General features: G+C 60.9%; 14 protein-coding genes. 4 read left to right on the forward strand and 10 right to left on the reverse strand.

Features of this window, described 5'->3' with window-relative positions; genetic code table 11:
- Nucleotides 1-6: 6 nt before the first annotated feature.
- The gene (locus NKI49_RS24160) at nt 7-3,306 is read right to left on the reverse strand and encodes an ATP-binding protein (RefSeq protein WP_352604538.1); all 3,300 of its coding nucleotides are present in this window, start codon (nt 3,304-3,306) and stop codon (nt 7-9) included.
- A 234-nt stretch (nt 3,307-3,540) separates the two neighbouring features.
- On the opposite strand from NKI49_RS24160, the gene NKI49_RS24165 reads away from it, so the two are divergent.
- A complete protein-coding gene (locus NKI49_RS24165) occupies nt 3,541-3,774 on the forward strand; it encodes a hypothetical protein (protein ID WP_352604536.1) in 234 nt (77 codons plus the stop codon).
- 196 nt (nt 3,775-3,970) lie between these two features.
- Here the strand turns inward: NKI49_RS24165 and NKI49_RS24170 are convergent, their stop codons facing one another.
- On the reverse strand, nt 3,971-6,196 hold the full coding sequence (locus NKI49_RS24170; RefSeq protein ID WP_352604534.1) for a mechanosensitive ion channel family protein: 2,226 nt from the start codon (nt 6,194-6,196) through the stop codon (nt 3,971-3,973).
- Nucleotides 6,197-6,575: 379 nt separating this feature from the next.
- On the opposite strand from NKI49_RS24170, the gene NKI49_RS24175 reads away from it, so the two are divergent.
- Nucleotides 6,576-7,232, forward strand: coding sequence for a glycosyltransferase family 2 protein (locus NKI49_RS24175; protein ID WP_352604532.1), 657 nt, complete (start codon nt 6,576-6,578; stop codon nt 7,230-7,232).
- 6 nt (nt 7,233-7,238) lie between these two features.
- Nucleotides 7,239-10,199, forward strand: coding sequence for a trifunctional glycosyltransferase/class I SAM-dependent methyltransferase/polysaccharide deacetylase (locus NKI49_RS24180; RefSeq protein ID WP_352604530.1), 2,961 nt, complete (start codon nt 7,239-7,241; stop codon nt 10,197-10,199).
- A gap of 81 nt (nt 10,200-10,280) precedes the next feature.
- Here the strand turns inward: NKI49_RS24180 and NKI49_RS24185 are convergent, their stop codons facing one another.
- From NKI49_RS24185 to NKI49_RS24195, 3 genes are all read right to left on the reverse strand, one after another.
- Nucleotides 10,281-11,666, reverse strand: a complete 1,386-nt coding sequence (locus NKI49_RS24185) for a hypothetical protein (RefSeq protein ID WP_352604528.1) — start codon at nt 11,664-11,666, stop codon at nt 10,281-10,283.
- Between the two features lie 182 nt (nt 11,667-11,848).
- On the reverse strand, nt 11,849-12,373 hold the full coding sequence (locus tag NKI49_RS24190) for a GNAT family N-acetyltransferase (RefSeq protein ID WP_352604526.1): 525 nt from the start codon (nt 12,371-12,373) through the stop codon (nt 11,849-11,851).
- A 74-nt stretch (nt 12,374-12,447) separates the two neighbouring features.
- Nucleotides 12,448-13,272: a hypothetical protein gene (locus NKI49_RS24195; protein ID WP_352604524.1), complete on the reverse strand. Its 825-nt coding sequence runs from the start codon at nt 13,270-13,272 to the stop codon at nt 12,448-12,450.
- Between the two features lie 203 nt (nt 13,273-13,475).
- Here NKI49_RS24195 and NKI49_RS24200 point away from each other — a divergent pair, with 203 nt between their 5' ends.
- A complete protein-coding gene (locus NKI49_RS24200; protein ID WP_352604522.1) occupies nt 13,476-14,891 on the forward strand; it encodes an adenylate/guanylate cyclase domain-containing protein in 1,416 nt (471 codons plus the stop codon).
- 51 nt (nt 14,892-14,942) lie between these two features.
- Here the strand turns inward: NKI49_RS24200 and NKI49_RS24205 are convergent, their stop codons facing one another.
- The 5 genes from NKI49_RS24205 to NKI49_RS24225 form a co-directional block, all read right to left on the reverse strand.
- The gene (locus NKI49_RS24205; RefSeq protein WP_352604520.1) at nt 14,943-15,422 is read right to left on the reverse strand and encodes a class I SAM-dependent methyltransferase; all 480 of its coding nucleotides are present in this window, start codon (nt 15,420-15,422) and stop codon (nt 14,943-14,945) included.
- 174 nt (nt 15,423-15,596) lie between these two features.
- A complete protein-coding gene (locus NKI49_RS24210; RefSeq protein ID WP_352604518.1) occupies nt 15,597-16,778 on the reverse strand; it encodes an ABC transporter permease in 1,182 nt (393 codons plus the stop codon).
- Nucleotides 16,775-17,773, reverse strand: coding sequence for an ABC transporter permease (locus NKI49_RS24215; protein ID WP_352604516.1), 999 nt, complete (start codon nt 17,771-17,773; stop codon nt 16,775-16,777). The genes NKI49_RS24210 and NKI49_RS24215 overlap by 4 nt, the downstream gene beginning before the upstream one ends.
- A gap of 2 nt (nt 17,774-17,775) precedes the next feature.
- Complete coding sequence (locus tag NKI49_RS24220; RefSeq protein WP_352604515.1) at nt 17,776-19,674, reverse strand: ABC transporter substrate-binding protein; 1,899 nt, start codon at nt 19,672-19,674, stop codon at nt 17,776-17,778.
- Complete coding sequence (locus NKI49_RS24225; protein ID WP_352604513.1) at nt 19,671-21,566, reverse strand: ABC transporter ATP-binding protein; 1,896 nt, start codon at nt 21,564-21,566, stop codon at nt 19,671-19,673. Before NKI49_RS24225 ends, NKI49_RS24220 begins: the two co-directional genes overlap by 4 nt.
- Nucleotides 21,567-21,691: the final 125 nt, after the last annotated feature.

A 21,691-nucleotide genomic window follows, 5' to 3' on the forward strand; every position in this document is an offset into this window, starting at 1 on the left:
CCCCGGCTAATCGAGAAAAGGCAGCACCACAAGCGCTTCCGGGTCGAGCCCGTGCTGGGCGCATATACCCTGCGCCAGGGAAAAGTAGCGTTCGGCCTCGGCCAGATTGTCGAGGTCGAGATTAAGCGTTGCAAGACCATCATAGCACGGAAACAGCAGTTGGGGTTCGGCCGTTTCGCGGGCTACGGCCAGTGCCTCGTTGAACAAGCCAACCGCCAGTTCCGGACGGCCGTTGCACTGGTGGATCTGCCCAAGCACGATCAACGGCACCGGCAGGTGCTCGCGCTGGTCGAGTGCCCGATCGATCTCGATGGCCTTCTCGGCAGCAGGCACGCCCTCCGTTGGACAGCGATCCGTGAAAGTACAACAAGCGACCGCCAAATTGGCGAGGAGGCGCGCCTGGAAGCCCAAATCACCAATATGGCGCGCCACTTCAAGACCGCGCCGACAGACCTCCATCGCCCGTGCCGGATCGATGGTCGTGTAAAGCACGCCGAGATTGGTGTAGCCGCGGCAGGCCGCGCCCAGTAGACCGGCGGCTTCGGCCAATTCAATGCTACGCTCGACCTGACGCACGGCTTCACGGTTTCGCCCAAGACGAGCCAGCGCCACTGCCTTGGTATTGAGTGCCTCGGCGGTCACAAGAGTGGCATCGCGTCCCACCTCGGAGACGTGTTCCGTCATCAGGGTGCCTACGCAATCCAGCGCCGCGTCTGCCCATTTTGCTGCGAGAGCGTGATCTCCGCTACGGAATGCCTGTCGGCCACGTTCTTGCCAGAGATGCGCCTGCTCGACCGGGGCATCCGCTCCATCGAGGAGCGCTGCCGCTTCAGCATAGCGGGATTCTGCGTGGTCCCGTTTGCCGACGTCCCAGAGCAGCCGGCCAATCTTACGCAAAACGCGCGCCGAGGCGACACGATCGGCTGCCTCGCGGTATGCCTGCAACACCGTGTCGTAATGGCTGTGCGCGACCTCGCGGCGGCCTGCCGGGCCGCTCAAATCGGCAATGCGCTCTTGAATTGCCAATTTGAGCGGTGTTTGCCCGACCGCGCCCAACGCAGTCAGTGCTCGCTCGTAGAGACGAAGGGCGTCATCGTTGGCGTATATCATGCGAGCGCGATCGCCCGCTGCCTGCAGGTAATGCGCGCCCTTCTCCCGTTCGGCGCTCTGTGCGAAATGATGACCGAGCACTGTCAAATCCTCGAGCCGTTCCGGCTTGTCGCCGCACATTTGCTCCAAGGCAGCACCGACCCGCCCGTGGATGTCGGTGCGGCGTTGCAGGAGCAGATTCTGGTAGATCACGTCCTGCAGCAACGTTTGCGTAAAGCGGTAGCTTTGCGACGAGACCGAGCCTGATCCGGCAACTTCCTCGATGATTTCCGCATCGCAAAGCAGTTCGCAGGCGGCTTCTAGCCGGCCGGGGTCGGCTGTCACGGTTTTCAGAAGTGTGGCATCGAAGCGCGGGCCGATTACCGCGGCTTCCTGGGCCAATCGGCGCACGTCTTGGGGCAGCCGGTCGACGCGAGCAAGCAACATTGCCTGGATGGTGGCGGGAATGCCGGTTGCGACTTCGCCTGCCACAGTCCGCCATCGCTGGCCCTCGCGCATCAGTACACCGCGATCGATAAGGCCGCGAACGATCTCCTCTAGAAAAAGGGGGTTGCCGCCCGCGCGCTCGAGGATTTGCTCGAGAAGCCCGCCTGCAGAGTTCGCCCAGCTCTCGCCGAAAAGCTGCGCCAGCAGGCTGCGTGCGTCATTACTGTTGAGCGGTGCAAGCCTCAGCGCTGTATGACTAACCCGACTTGAGTCGAGCTGGCCGTTGTCTGGCGCCGGACGATGCGTGACCAGCAACATCAACCGCGTGCGTTCCAACCTGTCCATCACGAAACGTAGCGCCTCGAGCGACACGGCGTCGGCCCAATGCAGGTCTTCGACGACAATCAACAGCGGCGACAGCGCAAGCCGCCGTTCGATGATTGTGCGGACGGCGTAGAGGATTTGCCGCCGCAGCTGCTCGGGCTCGACATGCTGCAACGTAGCATCGGGGTCGCCAAGGCCAAGCACATGGTAGAGCAGAGGCATCAAACGCGTCGCCTCCTCGCCCTGCAGGCCGAGATCGGTAAGCAAGGCTGCGAGCTTCCCCCGCATTTCGTCCCCATTGTCGTTTTGCATCATCCCGGCAGCGCGGCGCACCACCGCGCCCAAGGCGCCAAATGATTGTTCGCCGAGCGGTGAGCACGTGGCCTGCCGCACGACGACGTTGCGAAAACGATCCTCATCGCCGACGTGGGCGACAAACTCCTTCACCAGTCGCGATTTGCCGATACCGGCTTCTCCGACGAGGCGGACAAGTTGGGCCGAGCCGCCACACGCCTGGTCAAGGCTCGCCAGCATTCTATTGAGCTCCAGACCACGACCTATTATCGGCGCGCTGAGGCCGAGCGCCTCGAGCCCACGCGCTGCACGCGGCGCGGCAAGCGGTGCATCCAGTCGATGGACGAGCACACTGCCAGCCTTGCCGCGAAGCACGACGTCACCCAGCGGCTCGTAAGAGAAGGCATGCCGAGTCAGCCTGTGAGTGAGCTCGCCTACCAGCACCTCACCCGGTGCGGCCAGCGATTGCAGGCGTTGCGCCGTATTCACCGTGTCGCCGGTAACCGAATAGGATTTGGCGGTGCCGATGCCCAATCCGCCAGTAACAACCGGACCAGTGTTAATGCCGATGTGGAGTAACAGAGGCGAGCCGGAATGTGGGGTGCCTTCGCCGAGCCGCGCCGTCCGGGCGATCATGTCGAGAGCGGCGCGAAGCGCACGTTCCGGATCGTCCTCATGCGCGACCGGCGCACCGAACAAAGCGAGCAGTGCATCGCCGATGAATTTGTCGACGAAACCGCCAAAGTTTCGCACGGCCGCGGTCAATTCCTTGAACAGTTCGTTCTGCAGCGCTTGCATGACCTCGGGGTCGAGTTGCTCGCTGAGTGTCGTGAAGCCGCAAAGGTCGGCGAACAGGACCGTTACCGTCCGGCGATCAGCGTCAGAGACGGCATGCAGCCCTTCTTCGCGTTCGATGTTCGAAAGCAGCGACGGAGTCCGAGAAGACGGCACAATGGTCTGGCTTGGTGTCGGAGCAGGCCGTTCGACGCGTTTTGCCGGCGCACCGACGCTTGCCCCACATTTCGGACAGAACTCGAAATCAGGTGCGCAGGGAAAGCCGCAACTGGCGCAAAGCACGGGCTGGCGCCTGCCACACCTCGGACAGAAAGCGTAACCGCCCTCAACCTCGAAACCGCAGCCTGAGCAGTCCATGGAACAAGACCTCGCTAGGGGCCGTTACGGCGCGTTCACGGCCAGGATATTCACAAGGATGAACCGATAGCCGTCGACCAGCAAGCGGCATCGCAAATGGACATCGAGCGATCGGTGTAGGTCCTGCGGCAGAGCGCTGCCGATCCGGGCGCCTGGCCGTCGTTGCGAAAGCTCCCTCTTGCCTCCGTCTTCCTGCTAGCGTGGAGATGAGGAGACGGACCTTGAGCGAGAATCGTGAGCACGCCGCCATCCACGAAGACGCCGTATTCTACGAACGAAACGGCGCTTACCGCCACCGCGACGAAATCGACCGCGCCGCAGGGCGTGATCAAGGCCACTCATCCCGACTTTCAATATCCACCGCGGTGGGTGGAGGGTAGCCTTGGCAAGCCGCCAGAGTACGCCGGAACCGACTTCATAATCGCCGACGACGGCAAGATTGCTGCCGTCTCTCTCTCTCTTGTTTGACAAGCTACACTGAACGTTGCGCCGGCGACATTGGTTGAGCCGCTGCAACCAGGATTTGGCCAGCCGGTGACCCATCGCCGGCCACAAGGGCGGCCGCGCGAGGTCTTGAAGGGTGGGATCTGAACCAGCGACGTCAGCTTTGAGCCACAGAGGAGATTGCTAAGCCGCGCTGTGAGGGGCAGGTATCACAGCTTTCCTACTCCGTTGTGCTGGCTTTTTTTCTGCGCCGATTGGTGTGCGACTGCGCGACGGCCATTTGCAACTCGGGTGCGAGCTCCAATGGCGCATTCTGTGCCTCATGTGGGTTCTGTAGCCCTTGGACGTGGACGGTCGGGAATGGGAGCTCGATGCCCTGTTCCTTGAAGACTTGGCGCAGGCGCACATAGAATTTGCGTTTCATACCGAAGGCGCCTCCCGGTCTGGTCATGGCCTTGACCCTCAATACGATGCCGTATTCGCCGAACTCCTGCACGCCCTGCATCTTGATTGGGTCGAGCACCCACTGTTTGAACTCCGGATCTTCCGCCAGTTCGAGGCCGATCCGCTTGATTAGTTTGCGAGCGAAGTCGATATCGGTGTCATAGCCAACGGTGATGTTGAATTTGTCGATAACCCAGTCACGGCTCTGGTTCTGGACTGCCCCGAGTTCACCGAAAGGTATCGTGAACAGCGGACCACGATGGTGGCGCAGCTTCACCGAGCGCAGCGAAAAACTTTCCACAGTACCCTTGTAATTGCCCGAGGAAATATATTCGCCGACACGAAACGCATCATCGAGTAGAAAAAACACGCCTGAAATGACGTCCTTGACCACGGTTTGTGCGCCAAAGCCCACCGCGACCCCGACGACGCCAGCGCCAGCGATCAGCGGGCCGATCTGGATACCCATAGAGGCGAGCATCATCAGCACCGCCATCACGATGATCAATGCGAGCAGCATGTTCTGGAGGATCGGCAAGAGCGTATGGAGCCGCGCCTGCTGCGGATCGAGGATCGGGACGTCCTCGTCGCTGATCACAGGGTGCGGTATTTCGATGCCCAGCTTTCGTTCGATCAAAGCCTTGATGATCGACCAGCCGAAATCGGCTGCGAGGGCAATGACCACGACATTGATCAAGCCTCGCAAGATAAACGTCGTCGTCGTATCGCTGTCGCGCATGGATTGCATGCTTAGACCCCAGACACGCGCGAGAAAGTAAGCCGCCGCCAGGATCAAAATCATCCGGATTCCGCGATCGATGACAGCGATCGTCACCGCCGGGATCGTAGGCCGGCCGACATCTTCCGAACCCGGCCGCAGGACGAAATTAACCCCGCGCTGTGTCAGCACGATTGCTAAAGGCAGGAAGAAAGCGGCGAAGGTAACCCAGAAGTATATATAAAGGCCGGCGACGCGCTGTAGGAACAGGACGACAAAATAAGCAGTCAACAACCATGTCGCTTCCGTGTGACCGCTGTGGCGCACACCGTCTCGCTGCGTTCTTGGCCGACGCCAGATGGCAAGCAGCAACGCCAACAGCAACACGAAATCCGCGCCCAGTGACAGGACCATCATTCCGTCCTGATCGACGCCGAGACCCGGCAAGAGGATAAACGCGGCGCCGAAAAAGGCGAAGACGCCGACGATCCGGGGTAGCCAATAGGACCAATGGTCCGCCACTTCGTTGGTCATCGGCAAACCCCGAACCTCGACGGCGTTCTCGACGTTCATGAAGGAAGGGACGAGCATGGCCATGACGTACATGCGCACACCCCATGTAACGACCGCCGCCATCAGGAATGTCAATACAATCTCGCGGACAAGCATTGGCCAGTCGAACAACATGAACGCGCCAGCGCTGCCCAAGGCGAAAGAGACAATCAGCATGCTGGAATAAAGCGCGCGACCCCCAATCTTCTTGGCTCGCCCGATTGGCGTATCCTTCGGTTGCGCGATAATCCAAAGACGAAATGGACGTGTGACTTTATACGTTGCCCAAGTGAGCGCCAGGCCGGCAGCAATGAACATCGCAATCAGCATAAATACGCTTGCGGACCCCTTGCTGGACACGTCCTGCATGGTCTCTGCGCGAACGCGCGCGAACTGCCCGGGCAGCAGGGGCAAAGTTCGCACTATTCGTTCGATATGGTGCCTGATCCGATCGAGCGTCGAGGATGCCATCGTATTCATCTGGCCTGGTGCGGCCGCGGCGCCGGACGATGCGTCGGTCGGCGAAGCCCCTGCCTCGGCAGCCGCGCCGGTCGATCCGGCGTGCTGATTTCGTTGTTCAGCCACCCAGGCCTTCACTGCTGGATCGCCGAGAAGCTCGAACAGCTGTTTGACCCTTTCAGGCGGGACGGTCGCCGGCGCCTGCGCCTGTGCCTGACCAGCCAACAAGAGGGCAATCCCAAAGACGAGCGGCCTGGCAATCAGGGCAAACATCCCAGTCAGATCGCTAAGAGGTCGTGCCGGGCGCGCCAGATACCTGGCTCCCAATTGTCGAATCATGAATGGCATCGTGCTGTAACCTTCCGGTCAAATCGGCAAGCAAGGACATCTAGGTCCGCCGTTGCTCCTACCTAGAAGAAACCGATGTGGTGGTGCAAGACTTCGTCGTTCCGAGCTGGACTGCCGGGGGGGTATTCCGATCTCGGCCTAGGCCTCCGGCCGTTCTACGAACTGGACATTCGTGATGATGCTGGGCGTAGAATGTCCGGCACCAGGATCCCAAGCCCCTACTACGAAGGCATGAGCGCTTGCCATTCAGCCTGTCTTCAGGTCTTTTTGCCTGTCTCCAATTCGCCCCGATTTTGAGAGAGCAGTGCTGCCGTCCGATGCCATGACCCGTTTTGGACATTCGCCAACTCTTGCCGAAGAAAACGAAAGCTCGATGATCCAGGACAAAGCTATCGCAGGCGGTGTGGTACCGATGTTCAATGCCGATCAAACCACCGGCGCAACGCTTGCCAGCATCCGCCGGCAGACCTACCAGGTACTGGGTCTGGTCGCGGTGGACGATGGGTCGACGGACGGATCGGCGTCGATTGTCACGGCCTCCGCCGAGAAAGATCAACGCATCCAACCTCTGCGTAAGGCAAATGGTGGCGTCACGGCGGCCCGCAACCTTGGTGCGGCGGCAACGGCCGCGGAGTTCCTTTCATTTATCGACGCGGACGATCTTTGGGCTCCGTCTGAGATTGCGCTTCAGATGAAGTTTCACCGAGGGATGATGGAAGGACTGACTAAACAAATCTACTTCTGTACGCGCGGCCATTCAGCCGCATTGCTCGCCCAGCATGAGCGGACTGGCACCAAGTCGGATTTGAAACGAACTTTCAGATGCAAGCCGCTTTGGTGTCTCGGAAGAGTTCGCAGGAGACTGTTTAGACTCGGCGTCCCTGAGGACCGTCTCCTTTGGCAGGCAATCGCCGGCTATATTTCGGGGCTCTTGTTCTATCGGCGAACCAGGCGCGGGTAAGACGGCGTGACGCATAATCCCTTGGTTTCAATCGTGGTTCCTGCGCATAATGCGGAGGTAACGCTGGCGCGCGCACTCGATTGCCTTCTCGATCAGGAAGTAGTGGATTGGGAGGCGATCATCGTCGACGACGCTTCCACGGACCGCACCACCGCGATCATCGCTGGTTATGTGGAGCACGATGCCCGATTTCGGACGTTGAGCTCTTGCGCGTCTAGCGCCGCCGGGGCGCGCAACAGCGGGATTTCGACAGCGCGCGGCCACTGGCTCATGTTTCTGGATGCGGACGATTGGGTGGATGCCAGCTTCCTTGCGAAAATGCTGGCCGCACTGAAAACCGCGCCCGATGCAGTGGCCGCCTATTGCGGTTCTCGGCGCGTGATGCCCGATGGCGAACTCACCCCGTCGAGCATCTCAACGGAGGTTGCGATCCAGCCCTTCGAGACATTCGCCCGCCGGTGCGCCGTTCGCACGCACACACTGCTGGTCGACCGGGAGACAATTGTCGAGTTGGGCGGTTTCGATGTGTCGCTGCGCACCTGCGAGGACTGGGATCTATGGCAGCGCCTGGCACGTCTAGGTAGACGTTGGGTGATGGTCGACGAGCCGCTCGCTTTCTATCGGGTCAGCCCGAACTCGCTCTCCCGCAATTCAACGCAGATGATGGCAGACGCGGAAATCGTGATCGCCCGCGGCTTCTCTCCTGATCCCCGGGTCAAACACCCAGCACTGGCACACGCCAATGGAGCGATCTCGGCGAACGGCCGCACCGCTTCCGAAGCCCTCGCGTGGTTCGCGTTGTGGAACGCCGCGTCGAGTTGCGGCCGCGGCTCGCGCTCGATCAACCCGCAGTCCCTGCGCGCGCTGCCGGCAGGACGTAAATGGGCGCTTGAGATCGCCACGGTGGTCTTCGATGGCCTAATGGTTGGAAGCCTGTCGGTGCCAGCGCAATTGGCTGCCAGGTGGGACAGGTTCGACGGCTGCCTCACTGAGTTGACCATCGAACTCGGCAAGGTCTGGGACAATCCCGGCGCCGCTCGCCGCGTCCAGTATCACCTCGAGCAAATGCTTCTCGACGCCGACGATCTTGCCGCGCCGCGCAGACTGGCGCGGACACTCGGAATTCGCGTCGACGCTCGAAATCCGACCTCGATCGACCTTCCGGCAGGAATCGATCAAATCTACGCATCTCTGATGATCGATGGCCAGATTGAGGCTGTCGTGCAGTTCGGCGTACTCGGGACAGTGACAAAGGATCATTGGATTGGACTGATCCTGGATATCGTGCCGCCTGAGCGGCTTGTAGACAGTGCCGCAAGGCTTGCGAGACGATCGCCTGTACCGCAAAACGGCGCTGGTCCCGACACGTCAAACGCGATTGCAGCCGAGGCAATGTTTTCCACAGCGGAACGCGGGTCCGATCCAGACAGCCATTTCGGTAAACTCGCCCAATTGGCCGCGGAAGCGCGGAAGCTGGTTCGCTCGAGCGCCGAACCTGCGGAGCCGCCTCCAGCGCCGCGCCGCGCACGGGCCAGGCACGACAAGGATCGCACGTCGTTCTGGAATGGCTATTTCGCGACCGAGGATCCCTGGAACTACGGATCGTCCTATGAGCAGGAAAAATATCAGCGGCAGCTCGAAATTCTGCCTGACGGACCGATCGGGCGCGCACTTGAGCTGGCCTGCGCGGAGGGCCATTTTACGCGGCAGCTGGCGCCGCATGTGGGCCAACTGACCGCAACCGACATCTCCGCCATAGCCATCGAGCGAGCCCGCGCGCGATGCAGCGATCAGCCGAATGTTGAGTTCGGTGTACTGGATTTCGCTGCCGACACGCTGCCGGGTGAGATGGATCTGATCTTCTGTTCGGAAGTGCTCTACTATCTGGATGATCTCGCCGAGTTGCGGCGCATCGCCAAGAAATTCGTTGAGGCGTTGGCGCCTGGCGGCAGTTTCATCAGCGCACACGCATTCGTGCTGCGTGACAATGTTGAAAGGACGGGCTTCGACTGGAACACGTTCGGTGCGCAAGCCATCTCGGAGACGCTGGCAGCGACCGAAGGCCTTGTCCTTGAGCAGTCGATCCAGACCGAGCTCTACCGCATAGACCGCTTCCGCCGCCTGTCGCCGGACGATGTGGCGACGGAACCGGTGATCGATCATGTGCCAATCCGCGCGCGCATCGAAATCGGGGGCGCGCGAAATATCGTCTGGGGCGGGGCGCGGGCCTTGCGCCGCGACGTCGCGCGGAGCGAGCGGCGGCAGCGTATCCCTGTCCTGATGTATCACAGCGTCGCCGATGATGGCCCGGCCGCGCTCGCCCGTTTTCGGCTCGCGCCCGCCGCATTCGCCAGCCAGATGGCGTGGCTGCGCGCCAATGGCTTTCACGCGATTGGGTCCGAGCAGTTGGAACAGTCCATCGCCAACCGTCAGCCTTTCGTTGGCCGCCCGGTGCTCATCAGCTTCGACGACGGCTTTCAGAACTTTGCCGAGCGTGCCTGGCCAACCTTGCGCGCGAACGACCTGACCGCGGAAGTGTTCCTGGTGACGGACTTGGTGGGTGAAAGTGCACAGTGGGACGCCTACAGCGGGCCGCCGACGCAGCTTATGGACGCCGCGACGGTGCGACGCCTCTCGGCCGAAGGTGCGTTCTTCGGCAGCCATCTGGCGACGCATCGCGCGATCGATGGTTTGTCGAGCTCTGACCTGGCCGCCGAGCTCCTGCGCTCTCGTATGTTCATCGAACGGTGGACCGGTCGGCCAACCACGGCGTTCGCCGCACCCTTCTCTGTCACCGACCGACGGCTTGGCAGGCTGGCCAAGGAGTGTGGCTATCGGATCGGCTTCGGCGGCAGACACGGGCCGGCGGACCTCAATTGCGACCCCATCGACCTTCCGCGCATCGAGATTCGTGGGGATCGCGCGCTCGATGACTTTGTTGCCATTGTCGAGGCGGTGCTCGAATGAAGCGGTCGGACCAGGGTCAGAGACTCACCGCCGTTGCTTGAGCACCAGAAAATCAACCTGAAACAAGGTCTGAAGCGAGGCTCAAGACGCCTTGATCTCCGCCTGGCCGATCTTGCGCCATCGGGCATTTTCGCGAACCAATCTCAGGTCGTCGGTCGTTTCGGCAAATGTGCGCGATCGATATTGCCGGAGCAGGTCCGGGAAGAGCGCCCCTTCGGGCAGGCCGGCAAGCTGCTTGCGAACCGAGATCTTTTCATCGATGACCCGCGTGCCCCAGGCATTTTCCCGAACCTGCAGCTCCGCAGCCAGATCGCGCTCGTCCGGTGCGTCTTCGTCCAGCGCAGCCAGCAGAATTGAGTGGAAAAGCGCTACATAGCCAATCTGTCTCAGGCCGCCCACAACCCGCACCCGCGGCAATATGGCAAGGACAAGGAACGTCAGGAACAAGTTGGGCAGCAGCGCGCCATCCAGCAGCGCCTGCTTGAGATGCGGCCGCTCGAACGGGATGGAAAGACCATGCGGCCTGTCAGGCTCGATCAGACGCCCGTTCTCGAGGACGAGCTTGCGCACGCGCTCCTCGCGGATGCCCCAGAAATAGGCCGTGGCGTTGGGCAGGAATCTGCCAAATGGGCTCGATGCGGCCTCTTGCAAGGCACGGTCGAGACGCTGGCGCCTTGCGGGCTCAATGAGCAGTCTGGAAAGAAGGCTGCCGTCATGTTCTAGATGCCTCGCCATGGCAGAAGCGGCGAGCCGGTCATCGATGAAAACCGGCAGGGCCATGCCGGACCGATCCCAATCGGCGACCAGATCCTCATTGAGGGCTGTCAGCGCATCGGCGGCTGTTCCAAACACCTTATCCTGGCTGGCAAGCAATGTCCCCAGCCAGCGGCTGGCATCCGTTTCATCGCCCACCGCTGCGAGCGCGTGCTTGTTGAGGGAGACGGGACCGGCCACGCAGGCGCTTTTGCGGCACAGTTTGTGCCGCCCCATGCCAAACAGGTTGACCTTGTCGTTGCCGACATCGAGCCATCCCGGCCCCTCCCGGCCAATTGTCTCCATGGTCATCGTCGTTCCCATGAAGCCGAAAAAGGCCGACAGCCCGTTTTCGACCGCGCCGAGCCAGGCAAGCAGGAGGGCATCGAAGGTGATCCTGTCCATCAGAAGCAGGCAGTGCAGGCCGGACTGAATCACCGGTGCGTGCTCGAACTCTTCGAGAGCCTTGCCGATCTCCTCAGGCTGCATAATCCCACCGAGGCGCTGATGCAGGACCTCGCGTAGGATCGAGCGGGCAGCGATCGCCGGCCCCGATGCAGGCCTTGCCACCGGCCGCCACAGATGGCGGGCGTAATCGGAAACCGGCGCGTTCCAGTTCTGCTCGATGTCACGCACGACTTCCGGGCAGAGCAGCGACAGCACAGCCAGGAGTTCCGCCGGAGGCGTGGGGGTTGGATCAAAGACGGCGGTCATTGATCCCGTCTAGCCGCTTGCGGTGCAAACGCCAAGGGAGACCAAACTTGGATTCGGTCGGCCAGATGGCAACCCGATCACATGGTGTGAGACGAAACTGACCGTATGCTGTGCAGTTCTCCATGAGCAGTCACCTGTTCGCCGACTCGGCAGGAATTGTCAGCTTGGCTAAACAGCGGATCTTAGAACCGCAGCCGGGCCATGCTCAGGAGGTCGTGGTACTGCCCGTCAGTAAAACCGGCCTTCACATGCCGACCTTCGACCTCGAAGCCGTGGCTTGTGTAGAGACGGAGGGCCGGTTCGTTGTCGGCATAGACGGTCAATTCGACCCGCTTCAGGGCCCGCCAGTTGTCGGCCACGTCAAGCAACGCGCCAAGTATGGCAGAGCCGATGCCCTTCCCGACAAAGGCATCGTCAAGGCCGATATTGATCTCGCCGATATGCGAACGGCGCGGCGAACCCTGCACAACCAAGCTGCCATGGCCGACGACCTTGCCGTCCAACTCCGCAACGATCCAAGTGGTTTCCTTGCCGGACTTGGCGATGCGTCGCTCCACCTGCTCCACCATCTCGAAGGGCATCCTGAACGTGCCCGAGCGGAAGCCCGGCATGTTGAAGATAGCGCAAAGCGCCTCCGCATCGCTTGGCCGGACGGATCGGAGCTGCGGCTGGATTTTGTCGGAGGATGGCAAGATCGTGCTGGTCATGGCGTTCCCGGCGAAGGCAATCGGTCCGCCACGATGCACCGGACGTCACTTGAAAATCTAGCCGTCTCTGCAGCCTATGATGCCGATTGCGGGCCAAAATACCGGGAGGCGACGTAGACTTTGAAGACGCCGCTGATCCCGATCCAGCCAAAAAGGGCGAGCCAGAACAATGTCCCGGTCGCCGTCCAGTCGATCCGGTGCACCGCAGCGTCGGTGATGGCGAGGCCAACGACGGCAAGCAGGCCAACCAGAAACTGCGCCAAGCCGAGGACCAGCAGTTCCTCGCGCGGCGCACTCCTCCAGACGAGGCATATGCCGCCCGCACCAGCCAGGAAGATGGCGCTGTAGACCTGAGCGTGGAAGGCATCGACCGGCCATGGCCAGATGCTGCTGAATGTCAGGGGAAACAGCAATAGGCCGAGGCCATAGAGCCCAAGGAGCGCCGATTCCATCGGCACGTAGCCGCGCCATGCGGGGCTTAAGGTCACGCCTTTTGCAGAAGGACGGGCCCTGGCCCGCCACAGGAACAGCCCGGATACCGCGGCCGCGGCAAGATAGACAAAAAACCAGAGCCAGGGCGCTTTGCGCTCGAAGTTGAAATAGCCGAGATTGATGAACGAAGCCATCGACACGATGACGGTGAAGATAAAGGCCATGACGAGCACGAGCCTGCCGGGCGACCAGCGATTCCAGAACAGCAGCGCCGCCATCACGATCATTTCGGCGGTGTAGAAGCCGCCAAGAAAGCGGGCATTGAACGGCGTGACGGCCCAAGGCCAGCGCGGCTGGACAAACACAGGCGCGAAAAACAGGCCGGCGCCTACGATCAGGACGACGATAACCACCACAGAGAAAAGGCGCAGGGCCGCGGGAAATGGCGGGTTGTTGGATGTCGGCATGGGAGAGAGCCCCAAACATGAATGCCCCATGGGCCATCATAGTGCCGCTTGCCGCCGATGAAAATCCGCCGAATGGAAATTGAATTGTCCCTAGGCTTATCCATTCGATGGCCGTACCGTCGGTTTCGAAGTAAGATGGAGCGCTCGGACCAAAGACCGGTCCGGTCAACACGCCTCGGGGTGCAACTTCCGGAGCCTGCACGATGAACGAAGCTCAGGATCTGTTCTCGCTTCTGCGACAATCGACCGATGTCGATCCACAGGCGATCGACGCGATCAAGCGAACCATCGCGGAGGGCGACGACCGCGAACTTTGCCGCATCAATGCCCCAGCCTTCGCCAGCAAGCATGGCCTGGACGAGGAGCGCGCAATAAGCGCCTTTCTGCATGCGGCGCGGGTGGGCATCTTCGACATTTCCTGGAATGTTCTGTGCCCCGGCTGTGGCGGCGTGCTCGACACCAACGCCACGCTGAAAACCTTGCAGAAGGACGAATACACCTGCGCGCTGTGCTCCGAGGGCTATGCGCCGACCCTCGATGAGATGGTCGAGGTGACATTCACCGTCAGTCCCCGCATGCGCAGGATTGCCGCCCACAATCCGCACGAGCTGCCGGTGGCGGAATATTTCCGCCAGATCTACTGGGGGTCCGGCGTCGATCTGCCGGAACAGGATTTCGCGAAACAGATGGAAGCGTTCTCGCTGGAGGATATCGAGCTTGCGCCGGGTGAAAAGGCGGTTCTGCCCATACAGCTTCCGTCCGAATTCATCATCGTCTTCGAGCCGGTCACCCATTCAGCGCAGTTCATCGACGTGAAGGGCGAACCAACAAAGGAGCGCCGAAGCCTCTCTTTGGTCTTCGACCGCGACCATGTCCAGAACCAGACTCTGGAGATGCAACCCGGCCCGGTGCGCATTTCGCTGGAAAACAGGACCGACACCCGCGTGCTGCCGACGGTCTTCATCGCCGGCGAAGCGTTGCATGGTTTCCTGGGTAAAAGCCGGCCCTTCCTGACCGCCAAGCGGCTGCTCACCAACCAGACGTTTCGCGATCTCTATCGCACGGATACGCTCGACATTAACCAGCGCCTGAAGATCACCAGCCTGACCTTCCTGTTCACCGACCTGCGCGGATCGACCGAGCTTTACGAGCGGGTGGGCGACCTTTCCGCCTTCGATCTCGTGCGCTTGCATTTCCAGGTTCTGCACGAGATCGTCGCGGCGGAGGCAGGCGCGGTGGTGAAGACGATCGGTGATGCGGTGATGGCGACCTTCGCGACGCCTGATCGTGCGATTGCTGCGGCCCTCAGGATGCGCGATGCCATGCGTGAGCTCAACGACAAGAGCGGGCGCGAGGACCTGCTGCTCAAGATCGGCATCCATGCCGGCCCCTGCATCGCCGTGTCCATGAACGAGCGACAGGACTATTTCGGTCAGACGGTCAACATTGCTTCGCGGGTCCAGAACCTTGCCAACGCACAGGCAATCTTCGCCACGCGTGCGGTAGTCGACGACAATCTCACCGCCGATCTGTTGCACCGGAACGCGCTGACGCCCGTGCCCCACGAGGTTTCGCTGCGCGGCATCGAGCGGGAAATAGCAGTATATACGATCCCCTGAAGACTTGGCCCCCGAAGATCTGGTCCCGAAGGGTTGGGTCGTCTTGGCCCCTCACACGCGCCGGCAGACAAAATACCGATCGACGGGCACCGAAGGCGGCGGCGCGAGGCGCTGCAACTGCGGGTGATCGAGCGGCGTGCCGCTGACCGCGATGCCACCGACGCGAAGCAGGCGCGCGGTCAGATCGGGAAGCCAGGTAGAGGTCACTGCATCGCGATCTTCATAGCCGGTTCCGATGTCGGCATGAACAAGAGCGGCCTCGATGCCAATGAACCTGCTCGCCGTCTCGCGTATTTCGCCGAGCACGAGGTTTTCAGCTTCGGGAATTGAGCTGGAGTGGGCGGCCAGCGTGCGGTCGAACGCTACGATTCGGCGTCCGGGCAGGCGCTCGCGCAGATGGTGGAACGTCCGGCCATTGCCGAGGCCGAGCTCGAGCACGGGGCCCTCGATCTTCGCTACCTCCGCGCAGATTTGATCGAGAATGTCGCGCTGTGCGGTCAGCCTGCGGATGAAACTCTCGAGGCGACTCATATGCGTTTGTGTGTCCTGAACCTGCTCAAGAGATCGGCAATGCCTGCGATTGAACCCCGATCGAGCCTCGTCGCATATAGAGGCCAACGATGAACACTGCAACAACCGAACAGGCTGCCGACGAGGATGCTACCGGGTGGACTTGGCGGCCGGGAGCGCTGCGGAATGGCGATGTCATTTGTATGGGTCTGCGGCATCCCGCAACCCGTCGCCGAGGAAGTTGAACGCCAAGATGACGAGAATGACAGGGAGCATCGGCAAAAGCAGCCATGGATAGAACGCGATGACGCTGACGCTGCGCGCCTCGGTGAGCAGGATGCCCCAGCTGGTTGTCGGCGGCCTCAGGCCAAGCCCAAGGAAGCTCAGCGCCGTCTCGCCCAGGATCATGCCGGGTATGGAGATCGTCGCCGTCGCGATCAGATGCGACATGAAGCCGGGAATGAGGTGCCGCCGGATAATGCGGCTGCTGCTGGCGCCCATCAATTGCGCGGCCAGAACGTAATCCTCCTCGCGCAAGGCTAGAAGCTTTGACCGCACGGCCCGCGCCAGCCCGGTCCAGTGGATCAGCCCGAGGATGACGGTGATGCCGAAATAGATCAGGATTGGACTCCAGGTTATCGGCATGATCGCCGCCAGAGCCAGCCATAGCGGAATGCTGGGGATCGATTGCAGAACTTCGATTATCCGTTGAACGATCAGGTCGAAGATACCGCCGTGATAGCCAGCCATTCCACCTATGACAATGCCGAGCAGGAAGCTGAAACTGATGCCGACAAGGCCGATGGTCAGTGAAATGCGTGCGCCATAGATGATGCGCGAGAGCACATCGCGCCCCAGCCTGTCGGTGCCGGCCAGGAAGAGCTGGCCGTTTTCGGCAGGACAGACAAAATGCCTGTCACCTTCGACGAGGCCCCAAAACTGGTAACTGTCGCCCTTGCAGAAGAAACGAATCCGCTGAACATCATCCTGTTTGTCGATGTAGTTCCGTTTGAGTGAGTCCATATCCAGCGTCATCTGGCGACCATAGACGAACGGCCCGACAAGCTTGCCGTTATGGAACAGGTGCACCCGCTGCGGCGGCGAATAGATGTAGTCCATGTTGCGCGTGTGCAGATTGTAGGGCGCCAGAAACTCGCAGATCAGTATCCCGAAATAGAGCGCTGCCAGGAATATGCCGGACACAAGGGCAAGCCGGTGCCGTCGGAATTTCCACCACATCAGGCGCAACTGCGACGCCTGAAAGACCTTCGACTGCTCCGCCGTCATCGCCTCTACCGATTGCAGGTCAAAGGGCGCGATGGAAACGTAGTGTTGCAGTGGGGCACCCGGAGCGGGCAGCGGCGATTGCGTGTTCATTTGGTGCTGCCGCCTTGCAAACGAATTCGCGGATCAAGGAGCGCCAGCGCCAAGTCGGAAATCAGGACACCGATGACCGTCAGGAAGGCGAGGAACATCAGGAACGACCCTGCCAGATACATATCCTGGCTTTGCAGCGCTCTGATCAGCATCGGCCCGGTGGTTTCCAAAGACAGCACTATCGCGGTGATTTCGGCGCCGGAGATGATGGCCGGCAGGATAGAGCCGATGTCGGAAATGAAGAAATTGAGCGCCATGCGCAGCGGATATTTGACGAGCGCCCTGAAGGGATGAAGGCCTTTGGCGCGCGCGGTCACGACATATTGCTTATGAAGCTCATCGAGCAGATTGGCGCGCAGCCGCCGGATCATGCTTGCCGTGCCGCCGGTGCCGATGATCAAGACCGGGATCCAGAGATGGGCGAGGATCGACTTCGCCTTGGCCAAGCTCATCGGCTCACTGAGATATTGCGGGTCCATGAGATGGCCGATGGAGGTGCCGAACCAGATATTGGCGAAATACATCAGGATCAGCGCCAGCATGAAATTCGGAATGGCAAGGCCGAGAAGGCCGAAGAGAGTAAGGCCGTAGTCGCCCCAACTGTATTGACGCGTGGCGGAGTACATGCCGATCGGAAAGGCGATGAGCCAGGTGAAGATGATCGTGACGAAGGAAACCAGCACGGTCAGCCACATTCGGTCGCCGACGACGTCGCGAACCGGCAGCTCATACTCGAAGGAATAGCCGAAATCACCGCGCAGCATCCCGCCGACCCAGTAGAAGTAGCGAATGACCGGCGGCTGGTCGAAACCATATTCCTTCCGCATCATTTGGATGCGATCGGAATCCACCGCTTCGCCCTGAGCCCGAAGCTCGGAAACATAGCTGTCGAAATAATCGCCTGGGGGAAGTTCGATGATCGTGAACACCAGCGCCGATATGATCAGCAGCGTTGGAACCATCACAGCGATGCGCCAGACAATATATCGAAACACGCTCAGGACTCTCCAAGCCAGAATGTATCCGGCATGTAGACACCGAAATAGGCGGTCGGGTCATAGCCGTAGAGCGCCTTGTCAGGCAGATTGCGCAGCCGTGAGGACGCCAGAACCGGCTGATGCGTTCCGTTCACCGTGCCGATCGAAAACACCTGATCGGTGTAGATCGACAGCATTGAATTCCAGATCTCGGCGCGCGACGTGGCATCGGTCGACGCGTTCCAGCGCTTGAGCAAAGCCATCAACTCGACCACAGGCGGAAGATCGGGCGCCTCACCGAGCGTGCCACGAGACAGGTAGTGGGCACCCCAGAGCGGCCATTGCAGCTGATCGTCGATGGTGGGGGCCAACTGGTACGGATTCATGTCGGGGGTCGGCACGCCATTGTCGATGCCCGACCACATCGACATTATGATCTGGCCGCCAAGCGCGCGGCTGCGGAAGATGTCGCGCTGCGAAGTCCGGACGAACAGGGCGATGCCGATCTGGCGCCAGTGATCCGTGATGAGTTCGAGCGCGTCGGTTTCCAGCGTGCTTTCGCCGGCCGTTTCCACGATGATCTGCGCCGGGCGTCCATCGGGAAGAACCCGCAGGCCATCATCGTCGCGCGTTTGAAGCCCGACCTCGTCGAGCAGGGCGTTGGCCTGGCCGGGATCATGGGCGACCCAGGCCTTCGCGAATTCCGGCCGGTAGAGCGGGCTCTCCGGCAGGACCGTATCGGCACTTTCCTGCGCCAATCCGTAGAACACGGCCAAATTGATCTCGCGCCTGTCCACAGCGAGGGAAAGCGCGCGGCGCACGCGCACGTCACGAAAAAGGCTACGCCACACCTGGTCGGCACAATTCAGATTGGGCAGCAGCGCCAGCCGCGAACCCTGTGTGCGTTTCCAAAGATGCATCTTCACCGGGTAACGCTTCTCCGCATCCTTTAGGAAAGAGTAATCGGCGAAGTCAATTCCCATGGTTTGCAGGTCGCTCTCACCCGCACCGGTCTTGGCGGAAATGATCGCCGACGAGCTGACATTCATGACAATTCGGTCAACATAGGGCAGTTGCCGGCCATTCTCGTCTATTCTATGGAAGAACGGGTTTCGCTCGAAGATGAACTGCTCAGCCGGCGGCTTGGTCCGGTTCTGCCAGGGATCGAGCGTCGGCAGCTCCGGGTTCTCCGGGCGATACTGCCGCGACATGCGGATATGCAGGAGCGTCCATTTCTGGACCCGGTTCTCCGTCATCAGGCCGGCGAGCCGGAATGCATCTTGGTATTTCTTGTGGAACTGCTTGAGATAGGCGGCCGGCAGAACAAGCGATAGCGGCGAGGCAGCAGCGAGCTTGGGCAGGAAGTCGGGATTTGGCGCCTCCCAACTGTAGCGGACCGTCAACGGGTCGACGATCTCGAAGCGTGGCGCCTTGCCATCCGCCAGCAGGCCCGGGGCAAGGCCGCCTTGCGAAAGCTCATCGTTCAGCCAGACATCTTCCCAGCAATAGCGAAAGTCCTCCGGCGTCAACAGGCTGCCGTCAGACCATTTATGTCCTTCCCGTATCTTGAAAGTGAAGACTCGATCATGCGCTACGTCGAAACTTTCGAGGATGTCGGGTTGCATGTTAAGCTTTTCGTCATAGCCGACCAGGCGAGCATACCCATAGATCGTCATCATCCGGATATCTTTCTGGCTGCCGATGATCGTGCGCAGCGTGCCGCCATACTGGCCGGGCTGCCGGCCCATCGCAGCGAGATTCAAAACGCGCGGGCTCTTGGGAAGGCGGTCGGCGAGTGCCGGCAGCGCCCTAGCCTTCAGCTGCGGCTGAAGAAATTCCGGCTCCAGATCGCCTGCGTGCAGCGTGCCCGGCAGAAATGCCGAAGTCATGAGCCCAAGGACGGTGCGCCGGCTGATCAAGGGCGTAGCTCGCTGACATCGGCCGAACGTCGGGCCAGCACGAGGTGGCCGCCGCCAAGATCGAGCGCCGACAGCCTATCCTCGTCACCCTCGTCGCGGAATTGCGGTCCCCATGCGCTGGTGTCGGAAGCGCCGCTGAGCTTCAACGTCTTGAAATCCATCGGCCGGTCGAGATCGGGAAAAGGGACTGCGGCGACCAGTGAGCGCGTGTAGGGGTGGACCGGTTTCCTAAGCAGAATTTCGCGCGGGGCAAGCTCGACGATACGCCCGCCGCACATCACCGCGATGCGGTCTGCCATGTAGTCCACCACCGCTAGGTTGTGGGATATGAAAAGGTAGGTCAGGCCCAGTTCCTTCTGCAGGTCCTTCAAGAGGTTCAGGATCTGCGCCTGGACAGAGACATCGAGCGCCGAAACCGGCTCGTCGCAGATCAGGAGTTCAGGCCCCAGCGCCAACGCGCGCGCGATGCCGATACGCTGACGCTGCCCGCCGGAGAAACTGTGCGGATAACGCTTGATGAAGCGCGGATCGAGCCCGATTGCCTGCATAAGGCTCTTGACCGTGGCTAGTCGGGACGCGGCATTGCCCCGTTGATGGATTTCCAACGGCTCGCTCAAGATGTTCTCCACCGTCATTCGAGGTGAAAGCGACGAAACCGGATCCTGAAAGACCATCTGGATTTTCGCGCGCAGCAGGCGCAGGGCGTCTGTGTCGCCTCCCAATACGTCGATCGGTCCATCGCGGCCGCTGAAGATCACAGAGCCGCCGCTCGGGGTGACAGCCCGCATGAGGATCTTGCTGACGGTGGTTTTGCCGGAGCCGCTTTCGCCGACCAAGCCCAGGCACTCACCCCGCCTGATATCGAAGCTCACGCCGTCTACGGCGCGAACAGAGGTTTGATGTTTCCCGCCGAACCATCCGGACTTGCGGATGGTGAAGGTCTTTGTCAGATCCCTGACCGATAGCAGGATGTCGTCCGGTCCCTTCGATGCTGGCGCCGTCTGTTTGCCGAGCAGATTCTCGACATTCACAGGCACCTCGCGGAGCGCCTTTAGCCGTTCACCAGGCTTCAGGTCGAAATGCGGAACGGCTGCCATCAGGCCCCTCAGGTAGGGGTGACCTGGCCGGCGGAATATCGCCTCGACAGGTCCCGCTTCCATGATCTCGCCATGGTAGATGACCACCACCTCGTCGGCGACATTGGCGACCACACCGAGGTCGTGCGTGATCAGCAGCATCGCCATGTTCAGCTTGCTCTGAAGCCCGCGCAGCAATTGCAGGATTTGCGCCTGGATGGTGACGTCCAACGCCGTCGTCGGCTCGTCCGCGATCAACAGGGCGGGCCGGCAGATAAGCGCCATGGCGATCATGGCACGCTGACGCAATCCTCCCGAAAGTTCAAACGGATACATGTCATAGGCGCGCTTGGGATTGGGAAAGCCGACCAGGCTGAGCATTTCCTCGGTCCGCGCCTTGCGCTCTGCCCGAGCCATGGGCGTATGAATTTGCAGGGATTCGCTGACCTGGTTGCCGATCGTGTGCAGCGGCGACAGCGATATCATCGGCTCCTGAAAAATCTTGCCGATGCGGCTGCCTCTCAACGCCCGGATTTCGGGTCCGTCACGCGGCATCTGCAGGATATCCTGCGTCGTGCCGGGCTTTTCAGGATCGGAAAATAGGATACGGCCACGAACATGGGCTGTGTTCGGCAAAATGCCCATCACTGCCTGGCTAAGAACCGATTTTCCGGAACCGGACTCGCCCACAAGCGCGGTAACCTTGCCGGGAAGGACGCGAAGATTTGCACGCCTGACGGCATGCAACGGTCCCCCGATAATGGCAAAAGAGATGCCAACGTCTTCGACCCGCAGTAGATCAACGCCCGAATTCATTCTTATACCAGCCCACTCCTGCCGGCCTGCCGGGCGGCAGACCCAGAAAGCGAGACTAGCGCATTGCCAGCCTAGAGCAACTTGGATTCGAAACGGTCGCCACTGGCGAATCCGGCGACCGGACT

Origin of the sequence: Mesorhizobium sp. M0587 (genome assembly GCF_040320945.1) — a bacterium.
Lineage (GTDB): Bacteria > Pseudomonadota > Alphaproteobacteria > Rhizobiales > Rhizobiaceae > Mesorhizobium.

Excerpts from the sequence above, each read along its gene's own strand:
- NKI49_RS24160 (WP_352604538.1), bottom strand. The coding sequence starts at position 3,306 with ATGGACTGCTCAGGCTGCGGTTTCGAGGTTGAGGGCGGTTACGCTTTC.
- NKI49_RS24170 (WP_352604534.1), bottom strand. The coding sequence starts at position 6,196 with ATGTTTGCCCTGATTGCCAGGCCGCTCGTCTTTGGGATTGCCCTCTTG.
- NKI49_RS24185 (WP_352604528.1), bottom strand. The coding sequence starts at position 11,666 with ATGACCGCCGTCTTTGATCCAACCCCCACGCCTCCGGCGGAACTCCTG.
- NKI49_RS24190 (WP_352604526.1), bottom strand. The coding sequence starts at position 12,373 with ATGACCAGCACGATCTTGCCATCCTCCGACAAAATCCAGCCGCAGCTC.
- NKI49_RS24195 (WP_352604524.1), bottom strand. The coding sequence starts at position 13,272 with ATGCCGACATCCAACAACCCGCCATTTCCCGCGGCCCTGCGCCTTTTC.
- NKI49_RS24200 (WP_352604522.1), top strand. The coding sequence starts at position 13,476 with ATGAACGAAGCTCAGGATCTGTTCTCGCTTCTGCGACAATCGACCGAT.
- NKI49_RS24205 (WP_352604520.1), bottom strand. The coding sequence starts at position 15,422 with ATGAGTCGCCTCGAGAGTTTCATCCGCAGGCTGACCGCACAGCGCGAC.
- NKI49_RS24210 (WP_352604518.1), bottom strand. The coding sequence starts at position 16,778 with ATGAACACGCAATCGCCGCTGCCCGCTCCGGGTGCCCCACTGCAACAC.
- NKI49_RS24225 (WP_352604513.1), bottom strand. The coding sequence starts at position 21,566 with ATGAATTCGGGCGTTGATCTACTGCGGGTCGAAGACGTTGGCATCTCT.